Genomic DNA, 21007 nt, shown 5'->3' with positions numbered 1-21007 from the left:
TGGTTCGACAATGCATAATGATAAAGATCTCTCCACCTGGCAGACCTTTCGCCGCCTTTGGCCGATAATTGCGCCGTTTAAGCTGGGTCTGATTGTGGCTGGAGTTGCCTTAATCCTCAACGCAGCCAGCGATACGTTTATGTTATCGCTGCTTAAACCGTTACTGGATGACGGTTTCGGCAAGACGGATCGTTCTGTACTGGTATGGATGCCGCTGGTAGTTATCGGCTTGATGGTGCTGCGCGGCGTTACCAGCTATATCTCCAGCTACTGTATTTCCTGGGTTTCTGGCAAAGTGGTGATGACGATTCGCCGCCGCTTGTTTAACCATATGATGGGAATGCCGGTTGCGTTCTTTGATAAGCAATCGACAGGTACGCTGCTGTCGCGTATCACTTATGATTCTGAGCAGGTGGCCTCGTCGTCGTCCAGCGCGCTTATCACCGTTGTGCGTGAAGGCGCATCGATAATCGGCCTGTTCATCATGATGTTTTATTATAGCTGGCAGCTATCGCTCATCCTTATTGTGCTGGCGCCCATTGTTTCTGTCGCCATTCGTATCGTCTCTAAACGCTTTCGCAATATCAGCAAAAATATGCAGAACACGATGGGGCAGGTGACGACCAGCGCGGAGCAGATGCTTAAGGGGCATAAAGAAGTGCTGATTTTCGGCGGTCAACAGATCGAAGCCGAACGCTTTAGCAAAGTCAGTAACCGTATGCGCCTGCAGGGCATGAAAATGGTGTCGGCATCGTCTATTTCCGACCCGCTGATTCAGCTTATTGCTTCCCTGGCGCTGGCTTTTGTACTGTATGCCGCAAGTTTTCCGAGCGTAATGGCGAGCCTGACTGCCGGGACGATCACCGTCGTGTTTTCCTCCATGATAGCCCTGATGCGTCCGCTTAAATCGCTGACCAATGTCAACGCGCAATTCCAGCGCGGTATGGCTGCCTGTCAGACGCTGTTTTCTATTCTCGATACCGAGCAGGAAAAAGACAGCGGCAGCCGTGAAATTGCGCGCTCATGCGGTGATATTGAGTTTCGCAATGTGACTTTTACCTACCCGGGACGTGATACGCCCGCGCTGCGTAACATCAATCTCACCATTCCGGCGGGAAAAACGGTGGCGCTGGTTGGCCGTTCAGGATCGGGTAAATCCACCATCGCCAGCCTGATTACCCGGTTTTACGATATTGAGGAAGGCAGCATACTGATGGATGGCCAGGATATTCGCGATTATACCCTGGCATCCTTGCGTAATCAGGTTGCGCTGGTGTCGCAAAACGTCCATCTGTTCAACGATACCATCGCCAACAACATAGCCTATGCCCGTACCGGGCAGTACAGCCGCGAAGATGTTGAGCGCGCGGCGAAAATGGCCTATGCGCTGGACTTTATTAATAAGATGGATAACGGCCTGGACACGGTAATCGGTGAGAACGGCGTGCTGCTTTCCGGTGGCCAACGTCAGCGTATCGCTATTGCGCGAGCACTGCTGCGCGACAGCCCTATCCTCATCCTCGATGAGGCTACGTCTGCGCTGGATACTGAATCTGAACGTGCTATTCAGGCTGCGCTGGATGAACTGCAAAAAAATCGCACCTCGCTGGTGATTGCTCACCGCCTGTCGACCATTGAACAGGCGGATGAAATTGTCGTGGTGGAAGACGGCAAAATCGTTGAGCGCGGCAGCCACGGCGAATTGCTGGCACAGAAGGGCGTTTACGCCCAACTGTATAAAATGCAGTTCGGCGCATGATAGCGCGCATCTGGTCTGGCCAGTCCGCGCTCTGGCTACTGCTGCTGCCATTTTCTCTGTTATATGGCCTGGTCAGCGGCGCGATTCGCCTGAGCTACCGGCTGGGATGGCGTAAAGTCTGGCGTGCGCCGGTGCCGGTGGTGGTGGTCGGTAATCTGACCGCCGGCGGCAATGGTAAAACGCCGGTGGTCGTGTGGCTGGTTGAACAGCTACAGCGTCGTGGCATTCGCGTTGGCGTGGTCTCACGCGGGTACGGCGGTAAAGCAGGACGCTATCCTCTGCTGCTGGACATGACCACTACGCCGCTTCAGGCTGGTGATGAACCTGTGTTGATTTATCAGCGTACCGGCGTGCCTGTGGCCGTTGCGCCGCAGCGCAGCGCAGCGGTGCAGGCGTTAATTGAAACGCATGCGCCGCAAATAGTGATTGCTGACGATGGACTTCAGCACTATGCGTTGGCCCGTGATAAAGAAATTGTTGTCATCGACGGCGTGCGCCGTTTTGGCAACGGCTGGTGGCTGCCCGCAGGACCTATGCGCGAGCGCGCGGGGCGGCTGAAAAACGTGGATGCCGTTATTGTTAACGGAGGCGGCGCCCGTACCGGTGAAATTGCTATGCGCCTGCGCCCGGGGCAGGCTGTAAACTTGCTAAACGGTGAAAAACGCCCGGTGAGCGAGCTTGAGCATGTGGTTGCGATGGCGGGGATTGGGCACCCGCCGCGTTTTTTCGCCACGCTTAAACAGTGTGGCGTAGCGGTGGAGAAAACCGTCGCGTTGGCTGACCATCAGGCGCTGAGCGAAGCGCAGGTCGCCCGTTTTTATCAACCGGGGCAAACGCTGCTGATGACTGAAAAAGACGCGGTCAAATGCCGGGCTTTTGCCCGTGACGACTGGTGGTATTTACCGGTGGAGGCCGAATTAACTGACCCGGCGGCAGAGAAGCTGCTGGCGGAACTGACCGCGCTTGCGCGCCAGGAGGTCGGTAAACTGTCGTAGGCCGCAAGTCTTACCGAAGGTTGCGTGTTTGCTGCATGAATTTCGTTGCAGCTTGCCCTGACCTGCGCTTCGCGCCGGGGGATTATTGCAAAGGCCGCCTCGCCGTGCCCGGCTGCGGAATTTGCTTGCCGCCATTCTTCGCATGTCGCTGCTGCAAAAAGATATTATCAATGTTGTGGCGCGCGGGTGGGGTCTGTGAACGCTAAAATGCGCCGCAAGCCGGCCAGGCTTGTAGTTTCAATTTGTGGCCGGAAGCGGCGGTGACGCCGGGCGAAGGGCTAATCCGCAGTCTGCGTCGCGTCGGATGAATTTGCCCGCCGGGAGGACGCAAACGACATTGTGTTGGCATCGCGTCCTGCGTTTCTGACGCCGCGGCGGGGCAAACGCCGGGAAATTCCGGGCGACCCTGTGTTATTCTGAGCGTCTCTTGCTCCCCGGTCCATTCTGGAGGAATTATGGATCATCGCTTGCTTGAAATCATCGCCTGCCCCGTTTGCAACGGTAAACTCTGGTTTAATAAAGAAACGCAGGAGTTAATCTGCAAAGCGGATGCGCTGGCTTTTCCGCTGCGCGACGGTATACCGGTATTGCTGGAAAATGAAGCGCGCCCGCTAAGCGCGCAAGAGAGCAGACCATGAGTTTTGTCGCCATTATCCCCGCCCGATACGCCTCCACGCGCCTGCCGGGCAAACCGCTGAAAGACATTAACGGCAAACCGATGATTGTTCACGTGCTGGATCGCGCTCGTGAAGCGGGCGCGGCGCGTATTATTGTCGCGACCGATCATAAAGACGTAGCGCGCGCCGTACAGGCCGTGGGCGGTGAGGTTTGTATGACCCGCTCTGACCATCAATCCGGTACGGAGCGCCTGGCTGAAGTCGTGGAAAAGTGCGGTTTTACCGACGACGTGCCCATTGTGAATGTGCAGGGCGATGAGCCGGCTATTCCGCCGGTTATCGTGCGCCAGGTGGCCGATAACCTGATTGCCAGCGGCGTGGGTATGGCGACGCTGGCGGTACCGATACGCGATGCTGAAGAGGCGTTTAATCCAAATGTCGTAAAAGTGGTGCGCGATGCGCAAGGGTATGCGCTTTATTTCTCACGCGCCACCATACCCTGGGATCGCGATCGCTTCGCCCGGTCGCGTGACAGCATTGGCGATACGCTGCTGCGCCATATCGGCATTTATGGCTATCGTGCGGGATTTATCCGGCGTTATGTTAGCTGGGCGCCAGGCCCGCTGGAACATATTGAGATGCTTGAGCAGTTGCGCGTGCTGTGGTACGGCGAAAAAATCCACGTTGACGTGGCTAAACAGCTACCCGGCACGGGGGTTGATACGCCTGAAGATCTTGAACGCGTGCGCGCTGAAATGCGCCAGCACTGGCGATTATGAACGCCAGGCGCGCTGGCTGACAACGCTCAGAGGGGGCGGCAGAAAGGGTAAAAACGGTATGTTGCCCTCGCTGTAGTCAGTGGTTAACAATCAACTTGTTAATTTTACGGGGTGTACTTTCTGATATTTCAGGCGGAGTTTGTTCGGCCCTGGGGTTGTCAACCGCCTTGCCTTTTTGCGGCGAATACACCATTGCGCTGTCAGGGCGGGCGCATTCGAATAACAGCGAGCTTGCCAGAAGCGAATCCGCTGGGTCCTTTGTTCTTAGCGCTTATCATTTGCATTGACATGATGGGGTGACATTCGTGTGTTGCAGGCACATCATAAAGACCCGTCTTTCAATAAGGGTTAACGCAAATGGAGCGACTGCGCGCTGAACTGAGTCATTTGCTGGGAGAGCCGCTAAGTCGGCTGGAGTGCGTGAGCGAAACGCCGGAGACCACGCTGTGGTCCGTCTATGATGCCAGAGGGACGGCTATGCCGCTGCTGGCAAAGTGTTACGCCGCGCCGGGCGTGGCAAGCCGCATCGCCTGGAAAATGTCGCTGCTGGCACGCTATGCTACGGTGAGAATGCCAGCCGTTTATGGCGTTATTACCCATGAGGGCATAACCGGTCAGGATGTATTGATTATTGAACGTCTGCGCGGAGTATCCGTTGAAGCGCCCGCTCGTACGCCTCAGCGCTGGGCGCAGCTTAAAGAAGAGATTATTGAGGCCCTGCTGAGCTGGCATCAGATTGACAGTCAGGGCTGTGTGGGGGATGTTGACAGTACGCAGGAAAACCGGTGGCCAGTCTGGTATCGCCAGCGGATAGACGTGTTGTGGAGTACGGTGAGTAAACTTAAAAGCGGTAGCCTGACCATGCAGGATAACCGGCTGCTGTTTCGCAGCCGTGAAGCGCTGCCGCGGCTGTTTGATAATTTTACCGACACCTGCGTATTGGTACACGGTAATTTCACCCTGGGCAGTATGCTTAAAGACGCGCGCAGCGATCGGCTGAGCGCGGTGATGAATCCGGGCGCTATACTGTGGGCGCCGCGCGAATACGATCTGTTTCGCCTTCAGGAGCAGGGGATGTCGGAAAGCCTGCTGTGGCATTATTTGCAGCGCGCGCCGGTGGCGGAGTCTTTCCTGTGGCGGCGCTGGCTGTACATATTGTGGAATGAAGTTGCGCGTCTGGTTAGCTGTGGGCGCATGAATCGGCCTGCGTTTGATGCCGCCGCGAAGGCGTTACTCCCCTGGCTGTGATGCGCCTTTTAATTGCTGCCAGAGCTGCCCCAGAGTTTCATAAACGACGCGATCGCTGTGCATCAACCATACGGGTGATGGAATTACCCGCTCAAACATTTGCAGCGGCGAAGTGATGGCCAGTTGATTAGCAGGCGCTGGCAGAGGATTTAGCCCATGTCGGTGGAAGTAAATCATCGCCCGCGGCAGATGCGATGCGGACGTCACCAGTAAAAATGGCTGCTGGCCCAGCAATTTCGCCACGCCAGCCGCTTCTTCTTCAGTATCCCTGGGCTTATCCAGCGTCACAATTTCCGTTCGTGGAACGCCAAGACTTTGCGCTACGCGAGCGCCCGCCTCGGCCGTGCTGACTGGATTAGCGGGCGCGGCGGCGCCGGTAAAAATCATTTTTGCACCGGGATTCGCTAACCACAGGCGTACGCCTTCGACAACGCGCGGCAGGCTGTTGCTGGTAAGATTAGAGCCGGGCGCCCAGTCCGGGTTCCAGGTATAGCCGCCGCCGAGCACCACGATATAACTGACCTTTTCGCCGCCGCGCCAGGTGGGGTAGCGTTTTTCAATACGCGCGAGCATGTTATCAGCGACGGGTTGCAGGCTAATCAACAACAGCGTTAACCAGCCCAGCGTTAATATTGCGCGCGCGCTTTTTTGCCAGCGGGAAAACCACAGCAGCGCAATCGCGATGCCCATTAGCAACAGCAGTAAAGGCAGCGGCATCAGCAGGCCGCCAATGTATTTTTTCAGCGTAAAAAGCATCGTGCTTTGTTCCTTTTTTAAGCATGTGGCCGAGAAATTCCGGCGATATTACACCATAAGGCTTCATTCTCCCGCCGGGTATGCCAGAATAGCGGCTTTGTGTAACGGGCGCATGGCTCAGGGAGTGCTGGCGATGAACGATCGCAATTTCGACGACATTGCCGAAAAGTTTGCGCGCAATATTTACGGTACGACCAAAGGGCGGCTGCGTCAGGCCATTTTGTGGCAGGATCTGGAGGTGCTTCTGGCGGGCTTTGCGCCGCGCAGGTTACGCGTGCTTGATGCAGGCGGCGGAGAAGGGCAGAACGCCTGCCGTCTGGCCGAAATGGGCCATCACGTTACGCTGTGTGATTTATCTGTGGAAATGGTGGCGCGGGCGCGGCGTCATGCTGAAGAAAAAGCTGTGAGCGGGAACATGCATTTTATACATTCTTCCGCCCAGCAGGTCGGCGAGCATTTGGAAAGCCCGGTTGATCTGATATTGTTTCATGCGGTGCTCGAATGGGTGGCCGACCCTTGCGCGATACTGGCGTCGCTATGGTCGTATCTGACCCCTGGCGGCGCGCTGTCGTTGATGTTCTACAATGCTAACGGCCTTCTGATGCACAATATGGTGGCGGGAAACTTCTCTTATGTGCGCTCAGGGATGCCGAAAAAGAAAAAACGCACCCTTTCGCCTGATAATCCGCTACAGCCGGAGCAGGTTTACCGCTGGCTTGAACAAACGGGCTGGCGTATCGCCAGCAAAACCGGCGTGCGGGTGTTCCATGATTATCTGCGTGAAAAGCATCAACAGCGCGACTGTTTTGACCAGCTTCTCGCGCTCGAAACGCAATATTGCCGGCAGGAGCCCTGGATAAGTATGGGGCGTTATATTCACGTTATTGCGCAAAAGCCGGAGAACCAGGGATAAGCTATGAGTGATTTTTCCCAGACAGTGCCTGAACTGGTTGCCTGGGCCAGGAAAAACGATTTTTCTATTTCGCTGCCGGGCGACAGGCTCGCTTTTTTGCTGGCGGTCGCTACGCTCAACGGCGAGCGGCTGGACGGCGAACTGACGGAAGGCGAATTAATAGACGCTTTTCGCCACGTCAGCGACGTTTATGAACAGAGCAGCGAAACTATTGCCCAGCGAGCCAACAACGCGATCAATGATATGGTGCGCCAGCGCCTGTTTAACCGCTTTACCAGCGAGCTGGCGGAAGGCAACGCCATTTACCGCCTCACTCCGCTGGGCATTGGCATTACCGACTATTATATTCGCCAGCGAGAGTTCTCCACGCTGCGTCTATCTATGCAGCTTTCCGTGGTGGCCGGCGAGTTGAAAAGCGCCGCCGCCGCCGCCGCCGAGGGCGGGGACGAATTTCACTGGCATCGCCATGTATTTGCGCCGTTAAAATATTCGGTAGCGGAGATTTTCGACAGTATCGATCTTACCCAGCGCGTGATGGACGAGCAGCAAAATCAGGTAAAAGAAGATATTGCCGCGCTGTTGAATAAAGACTGGCGCGCAGCTATTTCCAGTTGTGAAGTGCTGTTGTCGGAAACGTCCGGTACGCTGCGTGAATTGCAGGATACGCTTGAGGCCGCAGGCGATAAGCTGCAGGCCAACCTGCTGCGTATCCAGGAGGCGGCGATGGGTATGGATAATTTACACTTTATCGACAACCTGGTGTTTGATCTGCAAACCAAGCTCGACCGCATTACCAGTTGGGGGCAGCAGGCTATTGATCTGTGGATTGGCTACGATCGTCACGTACATAAATTTATCCGTACCGCGATCGATATGGATAAAAACCGCGTGTTTGCCCAACGCCTGCGCCAGTCGGTACAGAACTATTTTGACGCCCCCTGGGCGCTGACGTATGCCAATGCCGATCGCCTGCTGGATATGCGTGATGAAGAGATGGCCCTGCGCGATGAAGAAGTGACCGGCGAGCTGCCGTCCGAGCTGGAATTTGAAGAGTTTAATGAGATTCGCGAACAGTTGGCGGCCATGATTGAGGCTGCGCTGGCGGTCTACAAAACCCAAAATATGCCGTTGGATCTCAGCATTGTGATGCGTGAGTATCTCACGCAATATCCGCGCGCGCGCCATTTCGATGTGGCGCGCATCGTCGTTGACCAGGCCGTGCGCCTGGGCGTCGCCGAAGCCGATTTTATTGGCCTGCCAGCCTCCTGGCAGCCGATTAATGATTACGGAGCCAGAGTACAGGCGCATGTCATTGACAAATATTGAACAATTTATGCCGGTTAAGCTGGCGCAGGCGTTAGTCAACCCACTTTTTCCCGCGCTGGATAGCCAACTGCGCGCGGGTAAACATATTGGTCTGGATGAGCTGGATAACCACGCTTTTCTGATGGACTTCCAGGAGCCGCTCGAAGAGTTTTACGGGCGTTACAATGTAGAGCTTATTCGCGCGCCGGAAGGTTTTTTCTACCTGCGCCCGCGTTCCACCACCCTTATTTCACGCTCGGTGCTTTCTGAACTGGATATGTTGGTAGGAAAAATCCTTTGTTATCTCTACCTCAGCCCGGAGCGCCTGGCGAACGAGGGGATTTTCACGCAGCAGGAGCTTTACGATGAACTGCTGGCGCTGGCGGATGAAAGCAAGCTGTTAAAGCTTGTGAATAACCGTTCCACCGGCACCGATCTGGACAGGCAAAAATTACAGGAGAAAGTGCGCTCTTCGCTCACTCGCCTGCGTCGCCTCGGCATGATCTGGTTTACCGGGCATGACAGCAGTAAGTTTCGCATTACTGAATCGGTGTTCCGCTTTGGCGCAGACGTGCGTAGCGGCGACGATGCGCGCGAAGCGCAAAAGCGCCTGATTCGCGACGGTGAAGCAATGCCTGTCGAAAACCATCTGCAACTGAACGATGACGAGAGCGACGATGCCCGTCAGGATGATGACAACGCCGGGGATGAAAATGATTGAACGCGGTAAATTTCGCTCGCTGACCCTGATTAACTGGAACGGCTTTTTCGCGCGCACGTTCGATCTTGATGAACTGGTCACCACGCTTTCAGGCGGCAACGGCGCCGGCAAATCGACAACAATGGCGGCCTTTGTTACAGCGCTTATTCCTGATTTGACGCTGCTGCATTTCCGTAATACGACTGAGGCGGGGGCCACCAGCGGTTCGCGCGATAAGGGCCTGCACGGTAAGCTCAGGGCTGGCGTTTGCTATTCCATGCTTGATGTCGTGAACTCGCGTCGCCAGCGGGTGCTGGTGGGCGTGCGTTTGCAGCAGGTTGCCGGGCGCGATCGCAAAGTGGATATTAAACCGTTTGCCATCCAGGGTTTACCGACATCCATTCTCCCCACGCAGCTTGTGACTGAAACGCTGAGCAATCGCCAGGCGCGCGTGCTGGCGCTCAATGAGCTAAAAGATAAAGTCGAAGCCATTGAAGGCGTACAGTTTAAGCAGTTTAACTCTATTACCGACTATCACTCGCTGATGTTTGATTTGGGCGTGGTGGCGCGCCGCCTGCGTTCAGCCTCCGATCGCAGCAAATATTATAAGCTGATTGAAGCGTCGCTTTACGGCGGTATTTCCAGCGCCATTACCCGGTCGCTGCGCGATTATCTGCTGCCGGAAAACGGCGGCGTGCGTAAGGCTTTCCAGGACATGGAGGCCGCGCTGCGTGAAAACCGCATGACGCTGGAAGCCATCCGCGTTACTCAGTCCGATCGCGATCTGTTTAAACACCTGATATCCGAAGCGACTGACTATGTGGCGGCAGACTATATGCGCCACGCCAATGAAAGGCGTATTCATCTCGATCAGGCGCTGGAGCTGCGCCGTGAAATGAATACCAGCCGCCAGCAACTGTGCTCAGAACAGTTTAAGCATGTTGAGATGGCGCGCGAACTGGCGGAGCACGCGGGGGCTGAAGGCGACCTTGAAACCGACTATCAGGCCGCAAGCGATCACCTGAACCTGGTGCAAACCGCGCTGCGCCAGCAGGAAAAAATCGAGCGCTACGAAGCGGATCTTGAAGAGTTGCAGGCGCGCCTTGAAGAACAAACTGAAGTGGTTGGCGAAGCGCAGGAGCGGCAGGAAGAGAACGAGGCCCGCGCCGAGTCCGCAGAGCTTGAGGTGGATGAACTGAAAAGCCAGCTTGCCGACTATCAACAGGCGCTGGACGTACAGCAAACGCGCGCCATTCAGTATCAGCAGGCGCTACAGGCGCTGGAGCGTGCCCGTGAGCTGTGCCATCTACCGGATTTGTCCGCGGAAAGCGCCGACGAGTGGCTGGAAACCTTCCAGGCTAAAGAGCAGGAAGCGACCGAAAAACTGTTGTCTCTCGATCAGAAGATGAGCGTTTCGCGCGCCGCACACGCGCAATTTGAGGAAGCTTATCAACTTGTTACGGCCATTAATGGCCCGGTGAGCCGCAGCGAGGCCTGGAGCGTCGCGCGCAATTTGCTGCGCGATGCCTCAGAGCAGCGCCATCAGGCGCAGCAGCTTCAGGGGCTGCGTCTGCGGCTTAACGAGCTGGAGCAGCGCCTGCGCGAGCAGCAGGACGCCGAACGTTTGCTGGGTGAATTCTGCAAGCGTCAGGGGCGCGGTTTTGAGCCGGATGAGCTCGAAGCATTTGCCGCAGAGCTGGAAGAGCGCATTGCGGCGCTTCAGGACAATGTGTCGGCTGCAAGCGAGCAGCGTATGTCGCTGCGCCAGGAGCTGGAGCAGATTCAGGGACGCATTCGTTTGCTGACCCAGCGCGCGCCGATTTGGCTTGCCGCCCAAAACGGTCTTCACCAGCTTTGCGAGCAGAGCGGGGCCGAGTTTGAAAGCGCTTCTGACGTAACCGAATATCTCCAGCAGATACTGGAGCGTGAGCGTGAAGCGACCGTTGAGCGTGACGAAGTCAGCGCTTGTAAGAACGCCGTTGATGAAGAAATTGAACGCCTGAGCCAGCCGGGCGGCGCCGAAGACGCGCGCCTTAACGCGCTGGCTGAACGCTTTGGCGGCGTATTATTGTCTGAAATTTATGATGACGTCAGCCTTGATGACGCGCCCTATTTTTCAGCGTTGTACGGGCCGTCACGCCATGCGATTGTCGTGCCGGATCTGTCGCGGGTGCGCGAGCAGCTCGACGGTCTGGAAGACTGCCCGGAAGATTTATATCTCATTGAAGGCGATCCGCAGTCCTTTGACGACAGCGTGTTCAGCGCCGAAGAACTGGAAAAAGCGGTCGTTGTGAAAGTGGCCGACCGCCAGTGGCGTTACTCACGTTTCCCGACGCTGCCGCTGTTTGGACGCGCGGCGCGTGAAAGCCGTATTGAGGCGCTGCATGCCGAGCGTGAAACGCTGGCGGAGCGCTATGCAACGCTCTCTTTTGACGTACAGAAAACCCAGCGCCTTCATCAGGCCTTCAGCCGCTTTATCGGTCAGCATCTGTCTGTTGCCTTTGAGGATGACCCGGAGGCGGAAATCCGTCAGTTGAACGGTCGTCGGGGGGAAATCGAGCGCGAAATCAGCGCTCATGAAAACGATAATCAACAGCAGCGCAGCCAGTTTGAGCAGGCAAAAGAGGGGATTGCCCAGCTCAACCGCCTGCTACCGCGCCTGAACCTGCTCGAAGACGACACGCTGGGCGACCGCCGCGATGAAATTCAGGCGCGCCTGGATGAAGCGCAGGAGGCGGCGCACTTTATTCAGCAGCATGGCAATCAGCTCACAAAGCTTGAGCTGGTAGCCTCGGTACTGCAAAACGATCCTGAACAGTTTGAACAACTGAAACAGGATTACGAGCGCGCGCAGCAGGTTCAGCGTGAGGCGCGCCAGCAGGCGTTTGCGCTGACCGAAGTGGTGCAGCGTCGCGCTCACTTTAGCTACAGCGACTCAGCGCAGATGCTCAGCGGCAACAGCGATCTCAATGAGAAGCTGCGCCAGCGTCTGGAGCAGGCAGAAGCGGAACGGAGCCGCGCCCGTGAAGCGCTACGCGGCCATGCAGCCCAGCTTAGCCAGTACAGCCAGTTACTGGCCTCGCTCAAAAGCTCGTATGACACCAAGCGCGAGTTGCTTGCCGATTTGTATAAAGAGCTTAAGGATATCGGCGTGCGCGCCGATGCCGGCGCCGAAGAGCGTGCCAGAGCGCGTCGTGATGAGCTGCATACGGCCCTTAGCAATAACCGTTCGCGCAGAAGTCAGCTTGAGAAACAATTGACCTACTGCGAAGCGGAAATGGATAACCTGACGCGTAAAATTAAGCGTCACGAGCGCGACTATTTTGAAAAGCGTGAACAGGTGGTGACCTCGAAGGCGGGCTGGTGCGCGGTGATGCGTATGGTGAAGGAAAACGGCGTTGAGCGCCGCCTGCACCGTCGTGAGCTGGCGTACGAGTCTGGCGACAATCTGCGTTCTATGTCGGATAAGGCGCTTGGCGCGCTGCGTCTGGCGGTGGCGGATAATGAGCATCTGCGCGATGTGCTGCGTTTGTCGGAAGATCCCAGGCGTCCTGAACGTAAGATCCAGTTCTTTGTGGCGGTATACCAGCATCTGCGCGAGCGCATTCGTCAGGATATTATTCGCACCGACGATCCGGTTGAGGCCATCGAACAGATGGAAATTGAGCTGAGCCGCCTGACTGAGGAACTGACCGCGCGTGAACAGAAGCTGGCGATAAGCTCCCGCAGCGTAGCGAACATCATCCGTAAAACCATCCAGCGCGAGCAGAACCGCATTCGCATGCTAAACCAGGGGCTGCAAAGCGTCTCCTTTGGTCAGGTTAACAGCGTGCGTCTGAACGTTAACGTGCGCGAAACGCACTCTATGCTGCTTGATGTATTGTCTGAAGAGCACGGCCAGCATCAGGATCTGTTTAACAGCAACCGCCTGACATTTTCCGAAGCGCTGGCGAAGCTGTGGCAGCGTCTGAATCCGCAGATTGAGATGGGAAACCGCACTGCGCAAACTATCGGTGAAGAGCTGTTGGATTATCGCAACTACCTGGAAATGGAAGTGGAAGTTAACCGTGGTTCAGACGGCTGGCTGCGGGCCGAGAGCGGGGCGCTGTCCACCGGTGAAGCCATTGGTACCGGTATGTCTATCCTGGTGATGGTCGTGCAGTCATGGGAAGAGGAGTCCCGTCGCCTGCGCGGCAAGGACATTTCGCCGTGTCGTCTGCTGTTTCTGGATGAGGCGGCGCGACTTGACGCTCGCTCTATTAATACGCTGTTCGAGCTGTGCGAGCGTCTGGAGATGCAACTGATTATCGCGGCGCCTGAAAACATCAGCCCGGAAAAAGGCACGACCTATAAGCTTGTGCGTAAAGTCATTCAGAATCAGGAGCATGTTCACGTCGTTGGGCTGCGTGGTTTTGCAACCCCGCTGCCGGAAACCCTGCCTGCCCGCGCGGCGGATGCCTCCTGAATAAATCGCGCCGCCCTGAAACAGCCCTTTCTCTGAACAGAGAGAGGGCTGTTTCGTTAAAATAACAGGTTTAACATAATTGATATTTTGATTTTTATCAGCGCTAAATTTCTTTACACTACGACGAGCAGAAGGGAAACTCTCTTTATATACTCAGTATAAGTCTGTCGAAAAGGCAATGATCAACCAGGAGGCAAGGGATGTTGCTCACGAAATTATGTCGTTTTCGAAGGTCGGCCGTTGCTGGTCTGGTCCTGAGCCTGTTAACGCTTGTCGTTCAGGCAGACGAACCGGAAGTGATCCCTACAGACGCTTCGGCCGCCGAAACTGCGCAACCGTTTAGTATGAACGATCAGATGATGCCGTCGCCTGCTATGGTTGGCTTGATGGGGTCGCCTGACGGCGGTATGGCTGCGGTGCAATCCCAGACTCAGCTTCTCTCTCATCTCCCTTCCGGCTACACGCCCACTTACCTGAGCGCGCTTTCGCTGTTGTATGCCGCGCGCGATATGAAGCCGATGTGGGAAAACGCACAGGCCGTACGCGCTTTTCAGCAGCAGCTTGCTGAAGTCGCCATTGCCGGTTTTCAGCCGAAATTTACCGCCTGGGTAGAGCTGTTAACCAATCCATCAGTCAGCGGTATTGCCCGCGATATCGTATTGTCTGACGCTATGATTGGTTATTTGCAGTTTGTCTCTTCTATTCCTACTCAGGGTAATCGTTGGCTTTATAGCGAGACGCCGTACAAAACTGAAACGCCGCCGCTGGCGGTCATTAACCAGTGGCAAATTGCCGTTGACCGGGGTACGGTGGCTAACTTTGTCGCGACGCTCGCGCCGCATCATCCGCAGTACAGCGTGATGCATGCCGCATTGCGGGAACTGGTATCGGACACGCGCCCCTGGCCGCAAATGAAAGCCCGCGCTACCTTGCGCCCGGGTCAGCGCAGCGCGGATGTGCCTGCGCTGCGTGAAATACTGGTTCGCACCGGTATGCTTGACGGCGGCCCGGCTATTGCGTTGCCAGGCGATGGGCCTGATGCTAAAGCCCCAAAAGGTTCAAGGATTTATGACAATACGCTGGTTGCTGCCGTAAAACGCTTTCAGACCTGGCAGGGAATAGGAGCCGATGGCGTGATCGGTACGTCGACTCGCGATGCGTTAAATATGACCCCGCAGGTGCGCGCAGGCGTGCTGGCGCTCAATATTCAGCGCCTGCGTCTTCTGCCAGGTAAAACCGATACCGGGATTATGGTTAATATCCCTGACTACTCACTCACATACTGGGTAGATGGGAATCCGGCGCTGTCGTCGCGTGTTATCGTCGGTCGCCCGGATCGCAAAACGCCCATGATGAGCAGCGCGCTTAATAATGTGGTGCTGAACCCGCCGTGGAATGTGCCGCCCACGCTGGCGCGTAATGATATTTTGCCGAAGCTGTACAACGATCCGGGTTATCTTGAGCGACACAATTATAAAGTATTGCGCGGCTGGAGCAGCAATGCGGAAGCAGTGAATCCCCGAATGGTTAACTGGTCTTCCATTACGGCGTCTAATTTACCCTTCCGTTTCCAGCAGGCGCCGGGCCCGACAAACGCGCTGGGACGTTATAAATTTAATATGCCGAGTTCAGACGCGATCTATCTGCATGACACGCCTAACCATAATTTATTCAAGCGCCCGGCGCGTGCGCTCAGTTCCGGTTGCGTCAGGGTGGATAAAGCCTCTGAGCTTGCCAATATGCTGCTCCAGGACGCTGGGTGGAACAATGCCCGGGTTTCCTCCACGCTCAAAGAAGGGAATACGCGCTATGTGAATATTCGCCAAAGTATTCCCGTTAATCTTTATTATTTGACCGCTTTTGTAGGGAAGGACGGCAGGACACAGTATCGAACAGATATTTACAATTACGATCTCAGTGCGCGAACCGGCAGCCAGATATTATCGAAAGTAGAAAAATTGATTCGTTAATGCCTGTAATTTTAGGGCATTAACAGTTGTCATTTTATGTCAGTAACGGTTGGGCGCCATCTCCCGGCCTGCGTCTGACGGGGGCCGGGCACCTTGACGCATGGAATTTAGCCGGTTAAGGTGCGTTTGTGCGCCAGAAGTGCATATATACCCAACTGCTCGACGCGCGCCGCACGATGCGGGATGTTTCCAGAGTGTTAAGTTAACAGCTTTAACTCACTGGAAAAAAAGGCCAAACCCCGCCGTTGCTGCCGAAGTATTTTTTGGGATAACGATCATTTTTATTTTGCAGACCTGAATAACATGGAAAAATTAGACGCAAATCGCCGCAAGCTGCTGGCGTTGGGTGGCGTAGCGTTGGGAGCCGCTCTCTTGCCTACGTCCGCGTTTGCCACACTCTCCACGCCTCGCCCGCGTATTTTGACGCTAAACAACCTTCATACCGGTGAGACGATTAAAGCCGAATTTTTTGATGGCAGAGGCTACATTCAGGATGAACTGGCCCGTCTTAACTATTTCTTCCGCGATTATCGAGCCAATAAAGTGAAAACGATAGATCCTCAACTGTTTGACCAATTGTTCCGCCTTCAGGGGCTGCTTGGCACCCGTAAACAGGTTCAGCTCATTTCAGGTTATCGCTCGCTGGCAACCAACAGCAATCTGCGCGCGCACAGCCGCGGCGTGGCGAAAAACAGCTATCACACTAAAGGCAGAGCGATGGATTTTCATATTGAAGGCGTTGCGTTAAGTAACGTGCGTAAAGCTGCATTGGCAATGAGGGCAGGCGGTGTGGGATACTACCCGCGCAGCAACTTTGTGCACATAGATACCGGGCCTGTCAGGCACTGGTAATTAACGGAGGTCTGGCCAGGGCCAGAAACACGGTATGATTTATCACATTATTCCGGTCACGGCGTTTGCCCAGAACTGTACATTAATTGGGTGCCCTGAGACACGCCTGGGGGCGCTGGTCGATCCCGGAGGAGATGCCGGGCGCATTAAACAGGAAGTCGATGCACAGGGCGTGACAGTGACGCAAATTTTACTAACGCATGGTCATCTCGATCACGTCGGTGCGGCTGCGGAGTTGGCGCAGCATTATTCGGTTCCTGTCGTCGGGCCACAAAAAGAAGATGAATTCTGGCTTCAGGGTTTGCCCCAGCAGAGCAAAATGTTTGGTCTGCAAGAGTGTCAACCGCTGACGCCCGATCGCTGGCTGGAAGAGGGCGATACCGTTACCGTTGGAAAAATCCGGTTGCAGGTACTGCACTGCCCGGGCCATACGCCGGGACATGTCGTGTTTTTTGACGCCTCTTCAAAGCTGTTGATATCCGGAGACGTAATTTTTAAAGACAGCGTTGGCCGAACTGATTTTCCTCGCGGTGACCATAACCAGCTTATCGCGTCGATTAAAAATAAGCTGCTGCCGCTGGGGGACGAGATAACGTTTATTCCCGGCCACGGCCCGCTTTCCACGCTGGGCGATGAAAAACGACACAATCCTTTTTTGCAGGCTTAACGCCGGGCCTGGCCACCTCAGGACCAGGGTTATAAAGCCGCCTGCCAGGCGGCTTATGGCCGCAGGCGCAACCCTGTGGCGTTTTAGCCTGAAAATATCAGTAAAATAGACCCGGGAAATCAGCGAAATTATTTTTGTCTGTTAGCTGCAAAGCGAGCGCAGGCGTGTTTTGTCCGCTTTGTCATCATTCTGAGAGCCGCGATGCGGCTCTTTTTTCAGCACGCCGTATGTTTAGAGTACGGCAACAATGGCTTCACAAAGCGGCGCCATATTATCTGGCGTCATGCCTGCTACATTGACGCGGCCAGATGCTACGGCATAGACGCCGAATTCTTCACGCAGACGTAAAACTTGCTCTTTAGTCAGTCCGCTGAAAGAGAACATACCGTTTTGCCTGATGATAAAGCTGAAATCACGATTTGCGCCTTTTTCCTGTAGCGTATTGACAAACAGTTGACGCATACGCTGGATACGCTGGCGCATATCGGTTAGCTCCTGCTCCCAGATAGCGCGCAGCGCGTTATTGCTGAGTATGGTCGCCACTACGGCCGCGCCGTGCGCCGGTGGGTTGGAGTAGTTGGCGCGAATGCACGCCTTCATCTGGCTGAACGCGCGTCCGGCCTGCTCTTCGTTAGCGGTAACCAGCGTACAGGCGCCTACGCGCTCATTATATAAGCCGAAGTTTTTAGAGTAGGAACTGGCGACAATGAGTTCTTTATGCGTTGCGGCAAAGACGCGCAAGCCTTCAGCATCCTCCTCCAGCCCCCGGGCAAAGCCCTGGTAGGCAAAGTCGAATAGCGGCAGCCAGCCTTTCTCTTTCGACATGGCGGCCAGTTTCTCCCACTGTTCCAGCGTTGGGTCGATACCCGTAGGGTTATGGCAGCAGCCGTGGAATAATACCACATCGCCTGCCTGCGCGGCCTGGAGACTGTTTACCAGCGCATCAAAGTCCAGCGCATGGTTCTGCGCGTCGTAATAGCTGTACTCGCACACCTCCAGCCCCGCTGAGCCAAACACGCTCTTATGATTAGGCCAACTGGGGTTACTCACCCAGACGCGTTTTACCGCAGTATTTTGTGCAAGGAAGTCTGCAGCCACACGCAGTGCGCCAGTACCTCCCGGCGTTTGCGCCGTTTTTGCACGCCTCTCTTCAATAAGGGGGCTACCCTTTCCAAACAGCAGTTCCTGAGTGCAGCGGCCAAATTCCGCAATGCCGTCTATTCCCAGGTAGTTTTTTGTGGTTTCATTTTCCAGCAAATATTGTTCAGCTTTTTTCACGCTGGTCAGAACTGGTGTTTTGCCCGTTTCATCCTTGTAAACCCCGATACCGAGATTAATTTTGGTTGGGCGTTCGTCGGCGCGAAACAGATCGGCCAGTCCAAGAATAGGATCGGCAGGGGCAGCGGTAATGTTTTCAAACATGACGAGGTTCCATTGATATCAGAAGAGATTCGTTTTTCAGGTTACCGCCTGGCGAATAAAATGCCAACCGTTTGCATGAAAAAGAGCGTGCAAGGTCAAATTACTTTAACAGTTTGACTTCAGGCGTAAAAAAACAGGGCCGAAGCCCTGTTTTTTAGAAAACGTTTATACGTTATCCCGGATTAGAACTGGTAAGCGACACCCAGCATAGCCTGATCGTCAACGCCTACGTAGCTGCCGTAATCACGCGTGAACGCGTTCTGGTCAAGCAGGTTGATACGGTAGTCGCCGTATACGCTGAAGTTCTTATTGAAGTAGTAAGTCGCGCCTAAAGTCACGTACTCAGCCAGGGTGGCATCGGAGTAGCCGTTAGCGCCAACTGGCAGATCTTTACCTTTGCTCTTCACATAAGAAATGGACGGACGCAGGCCGAAGTCGAACTGATACTGCGCAATCGCTTCAAAGTTCTGCGTTTTGTTCAGTGCGGTATAGGCGATACCATCAGATACATAGTTCAAATTACGGGTTTCGGAGTATACGGCGGCCAGGTAGATATTGTTCGCGTCGTATTTCAGACCCATCGCCCAGGACTCAGCGTTTTTGCCTTCGCCATCGGCTGCCTGCTTGTCTGAACGGTCAGCTTTGCTGTAGGCGCCGATGATGCCGAAACCTTCGTAGTCATAGCCCAGAGAGAAACCGAAACCGTCGCCGTTTTGCTGGTTTACGCTACGGCCTTCATTTTTGCCCTGGTACTGCGCGCCGAAGTGCAGGCCGTCAACCAGACCGAAGAAATCGCTGTTGCGATAGGTCAGCACGCCGGTGGTGCGGTTGGTCATGTAGTTATCGGTGCTGCCTGCCCAGGTTTCGCCAGAGAAAGAAGGCGACATATCGGTCCAGGATTCAACATCGTAAACGATGCCGTAGTTACGGCCATAGTCCAGAGAACCCGCATCAGCAATTTTCAGACCCGCATAAGCCAGGCGCGTTTTGTTAACCTGATTGCCTTCTTCGGTGTTGGCATACGCACGGTATTCCCACTGGCCGTAGCCGGTCAGGGAATCGTTAATCTGAGTTTCACCTTTAAAGCCCAACTGCGCGTAAGTGCCGTCTTTATTGGTGGTGTTGTTGCCGTTAGTTACCCATGAGTGCTCTGCCGCAACTTTGCCGTACAGATCCAGCTTGTTAGCGTTTTTGTTATAGATTTCTGCTGCGTTGACTGAACCTGCAGCCAGTAGGGCAGGAATAGCCACTGCCAGGAAATTACGCTTCATCATTAGTTGTTACCCTCATTGGTTTTTTATGGACACCTGCCACTGCCGTCAATAATTCCTTACGTAACTATTGAAGAAAGTTTAGTGTCTTTCTGTGTCTGAACGGCATCTTTCCATCGGAGATACCGTTGCGCTAGCCGTAAAATGATACAAATATGCATAAAACGTATCAACAAGAAAATATGTGTTTCTAAATGTGTATTTGCGGGAACTTTGTGAGATACCTCAAATTTCAGAAAATGGATGAAAATAGCAAAACTTATTTATATATCTCACTGAAAATAAGGATGTTTTAAGGAAGAATAAAACGATCTGCATTCAGTTATGTTATTTCATCGCTTCACTTTTCTTGATTGTTCTTAATGTAAAATTCCTGGCAGACGTTGATATAAATTTGTTGATTAAATCGCGTATTTTGTCCGGGAAATGTATCTATAAAGTGATTTTAAAGACACATTCAGACATATTTTCGGCGCGCCCTGAATTTGCAAAAATCGCTATTCTGGTCTCATTATGCGGGCGTCGGGTAAATAAAGAAAAAAGCGCATGACAAAAGCGGGTATGAAAAGCCAGTGCGGTATTGTCATGCGGGCTCAGTGGATGTTCCGTTCATCCAGGCTGGATTAAGGGACACTGTCAACGCCAAGATTTATGGCCATTTTTCGCCATTTTTAATGTCCGCTATTTGATCACTTCTGTTATCCGCTTTCCGCCATTTCATCATCACTGATTGGCGTTGCGTTTTTAGCCAACACTCCAGCTTTGCGTTTTTCCTTCAACCGGTAACTTTCTCCTTTTATATTCACTGTGGTTGAGTGGTGCAGCAACTGAACCGCCCCGGTAATCCTGGAGAGAGTTAAGACAGGAAGCTCAGGCTGCCAGATTGTTACAGTTTCTGGAAGCATAATATGTTTTTTCGGCTTCAGCCGGTGGGATGTGGCCCAGCCTCTCCATCAGCCTGCGATTGTTGTACCAGTCCACCCATGCCAGCGTGGCCAGTTCTACTTCTGCGTGGCTTTTCCAGCTCTTACGGTGTATCACCTCTGCTTTGTAAAGTCCGTTGATACTTTCGGCCATTGCATTATCGTAAGAGTCGCCTGTGCTGCCTGTCGATGCCAGCAGCCCGGCATCCTGAAGCCGCCAGGTGTATGCCAGTGAGACGTACTGCGAGCCTTTATCGCTGTGATGGAGGGGTTCCGCTGGGCGACGGGCCCACAGCGTCTGCTCCAGCGCATCCAGGACGAACGTCGTCTCCATTGATGATGAGACCCGCCATCCAACGATCATG

Annotated in this window: 16 protein-coding genes and 1 pseudogene; 12 read left to right on the top strand and 5 right to left on the bottom strand. The window is 54.4% G+C overall.

Annotated features, from left to right (window positions below; genetic code table 11):
* Positions 1 to 10: 10 nt before the first annotated feature.
* From msbA to JJB97_RS05260, 5 genes are all read left to right on the top strand, one after another.
* Positions 11 to 1759 (top strand): lipid A ABC transporter ATP-binding protein/permease MsbA, encoded by a 1749-nt coding sequence (gene msbA, locus JJB97_RS05285; RefSeq protein ID WP_238712987.1) that lies wholly within the window; start codon positions 11 to 13, stop codon positions 1757 to 1759.
* Positions 1756 to 2754: a tetraacyldisaccharide 4'-kinase gene (gene lpxK / locus JJB97_RS05280; RefSeq protein ID WP_238712986.1), complete on the top strand. Its 999-nt coding sequence runs from the start codon at positions 1756 to 1758 to the stop codon at positions 2752 to 2754. Before msbA ends, lpxK begins: the two co-directional genes overlap by 4 nt.
* Positions 2755 to 3209: 455 nt before the next feature.
* The gene (gene ycaR, locus JJB97_RS05270; RefSeq protein ID WP_238712985.1) at positions 3210 to 3392 is read left to right on the top strand and encodes a protein YcaR; all 183 of its coding nucleotides are present in this window, start codon (positions 3210 to 3212) and stop codon (positions 3390 to 3392) included.
* Complete coding sequence (kdsB, locus tag JJB97_RS05265; RefSeq protein ID WP_238712984.1) at positions 3389 to 4150, top strand: 3-deoxy-manno-octulosonate cytidylyltransferase; 762 nt, start codon at positions 3389 to 3391, stop codon at positions 4148 to 4150. The genes ycaR and kdsB overlap by 4 nt, the downstream gene beginning before the upstream one ends.
* A 357-nt stretch (positions 4151 to 4507) precedes the next feature.
* Complete coding sequence (locus tag JJB97_RS05260) at positions 4508 to 5398, top strand: YcbJ family phosphotransferase (protein WP_238712983.1); 891 nt, start codon at positions 4508 to 4510, stop codon at positions 5396 to 5398.
* Here the strand turns inward: JJB97_RS05260 and elyC are convergent.
* Positions 5381 to 6154: an envelope biogenesis factor ElyC gene (gene elyC / locus JJB97_RS05255; RefSeq protein WP_238712982.1), complete on the bottom strand. Its 774-nt coding sequence runs from the start codon at positions 6152 to 6154 to the stop codon at positions 5381 to 5383. The two genes, JJB97_RS05260 and elyC, sit on opposite strands and share 18 nt — an antisense overlap.
* A 133-nt stretch (positions 6155 to 6287) precedes the next feature.
* On the opposite strand from elyC, the gene cmoM reads away from it, so the two are divergent.
* The 7 genes from cmoM (at position 6288) to JJB97_RS05220 (ending at position 17026) form a co-directional block, all read left to right on the top strand.
* Positions 6288 to 7067 carry a tRNA uridine 5-oxyacetic acid(34) methyltransferase CmoM gene (cmoM, locus tag JJB97_RS05250; RefSeq protein ID WP_238713044.1) on the top strand — a complete coding sequence of 260 codons (780 nt, stop codon included), beginning with the start codon at positions 6288 to 6290 and terminating at the stop codon, positions 7065 to 7067.
* Positions 7068 to 7070: 3 nt separating this feature from the next.
* Positions 7071 to 8393: a chromosome partition protein MukF gene (gene mukF / locus JJB97_RS05245; RefSeq protein ID WP_238712981.1), complete on the top strand. Its 1323-nt coding sequence runs from the start codon at positions 7071 to 7073 to the stop codon at positions 8391 to 8393.
* Positions 8374 to 9093, top strand: a complete 720-nt coding sequence (gene mukE, locus JJB97_RS05240) for a chromosome partition protein MukE (RefSeq protein ID WP_238712980.1) — start codon at positions 8374 to 8376, stop codon at positions 9091 to 9093. Before mukF ends, mukE begins: the two co-directional genes overlap by 20 nt.
* A complete protein-coding gene (mukB, locus tag JJB97_RS05235) occupies positions 9086 to 13537 on the top strand; it encodes a chromosome partition protein MukB (RefSeq protein ID WP_238713043.1) in 4452 nt (1483 codons plus the stop codon). Before mukE ends, mukB begins: the two co-directional genes overlap by 8 nt.
* 200 nt (positions 13538 to 13737) lie before the next feature.
* Positions 13738 to 15507, top strand: a complete 1770-nt coding sequence (gene ldtD, locus JJB97_RS05230; protein WP_238712979.1) for a L,D-transpeptidase — start codon at positions 13738 to 13740, stop codon at positions 15505 to 15507.
* A 303-nt stretch (positions 15508 to 15810) separates the two neighbouring features.
* A complete protein-coding gene (locus JJB97_RS05225) occupies positions 15811 to 16359 on the top strand; it encodes a YcbK family protein (RefSeq protein ID WP_238712978.1) in 549 nt (182 codons plus the stop codon).
* A gap of 34 nt (positions 16360 to 16393) precedes the next feature.
* Entirely contained in the window at positions 16394 to 17026 is a 633-nt protein-coding gene (locus JJB97_RS05220; protein ID WP_238712977.1) for an MBL fold metallo-hydrolase, read from the top strand.
* Between the two features lie 231 nt (positions 17027 to 17257).
* Here JJB97_RS05220 and JJB97_RS05215 read toward each other — a convergent pair whose 3' ends face one another.
* The 4 genes and pseudogenes from JJB97_RS05215 to JJB97_RS05200 form a co-directional block, all read right to left on the bottom strand.
* Positions 17258 to 18448 (bottom strand): amino acid aminotransferase, encoded by a 1191-nt coding sequence (locus tag JJB97_RS05215; protein WP_238712976.1) that lies wholly within the window; start codon positions 18446 to 18448, stop codon positions 17258 to 17260.
* A gap of 182 nt (positions 18449 to 18630) precedes the next feature.
* Positions 18631 to 19722 carry a porin gene (locus JJB97_RS05210; RefSeq protein ID WP_317980907.1) on the bottom strand — a complete coding sequence of 364 codons (1092 nt, stop codon included), beginning with the start codon at positions 19720 to 19722 and terminating at the stop codon, positions 18631 to 18633.
* Between the two features lie 695 nt (positions 19723 to 20417).
* A pseudogene (locus tag JJB97_RS05205) lies at positions 20418 to 20549 on the bottom strand (ATP-binding protein); the annotation flags it as partial.
* A gap of 40 nt (positions 20550 to 20589) precedes the next feature.
* The coding region (locus JJB97_RS05200; protein WP_238712975.1) for an integrase core domain-containing protein at positions 20590 to 21007 on the bottom strand (418 nt) is incomplete at its 5' end.

The sequence above is a fragment of the Tenebrionibacter intestinalis genome (assembly GCF_016632365.1).
Classification (GTDB): domain Bacteria; phylum Pseudomonadota; class Gammaproteobacteria; order Enterobacterales; family Enterobacteriaceae; genus Tenebrionibacter; species Tenebrionibacter intestinalis.
The sequence above is the reverse complement of the archived record's forward strand: the minus strand, read 5'-3'. Positions and strand labels throughout refer to the sequence as shown.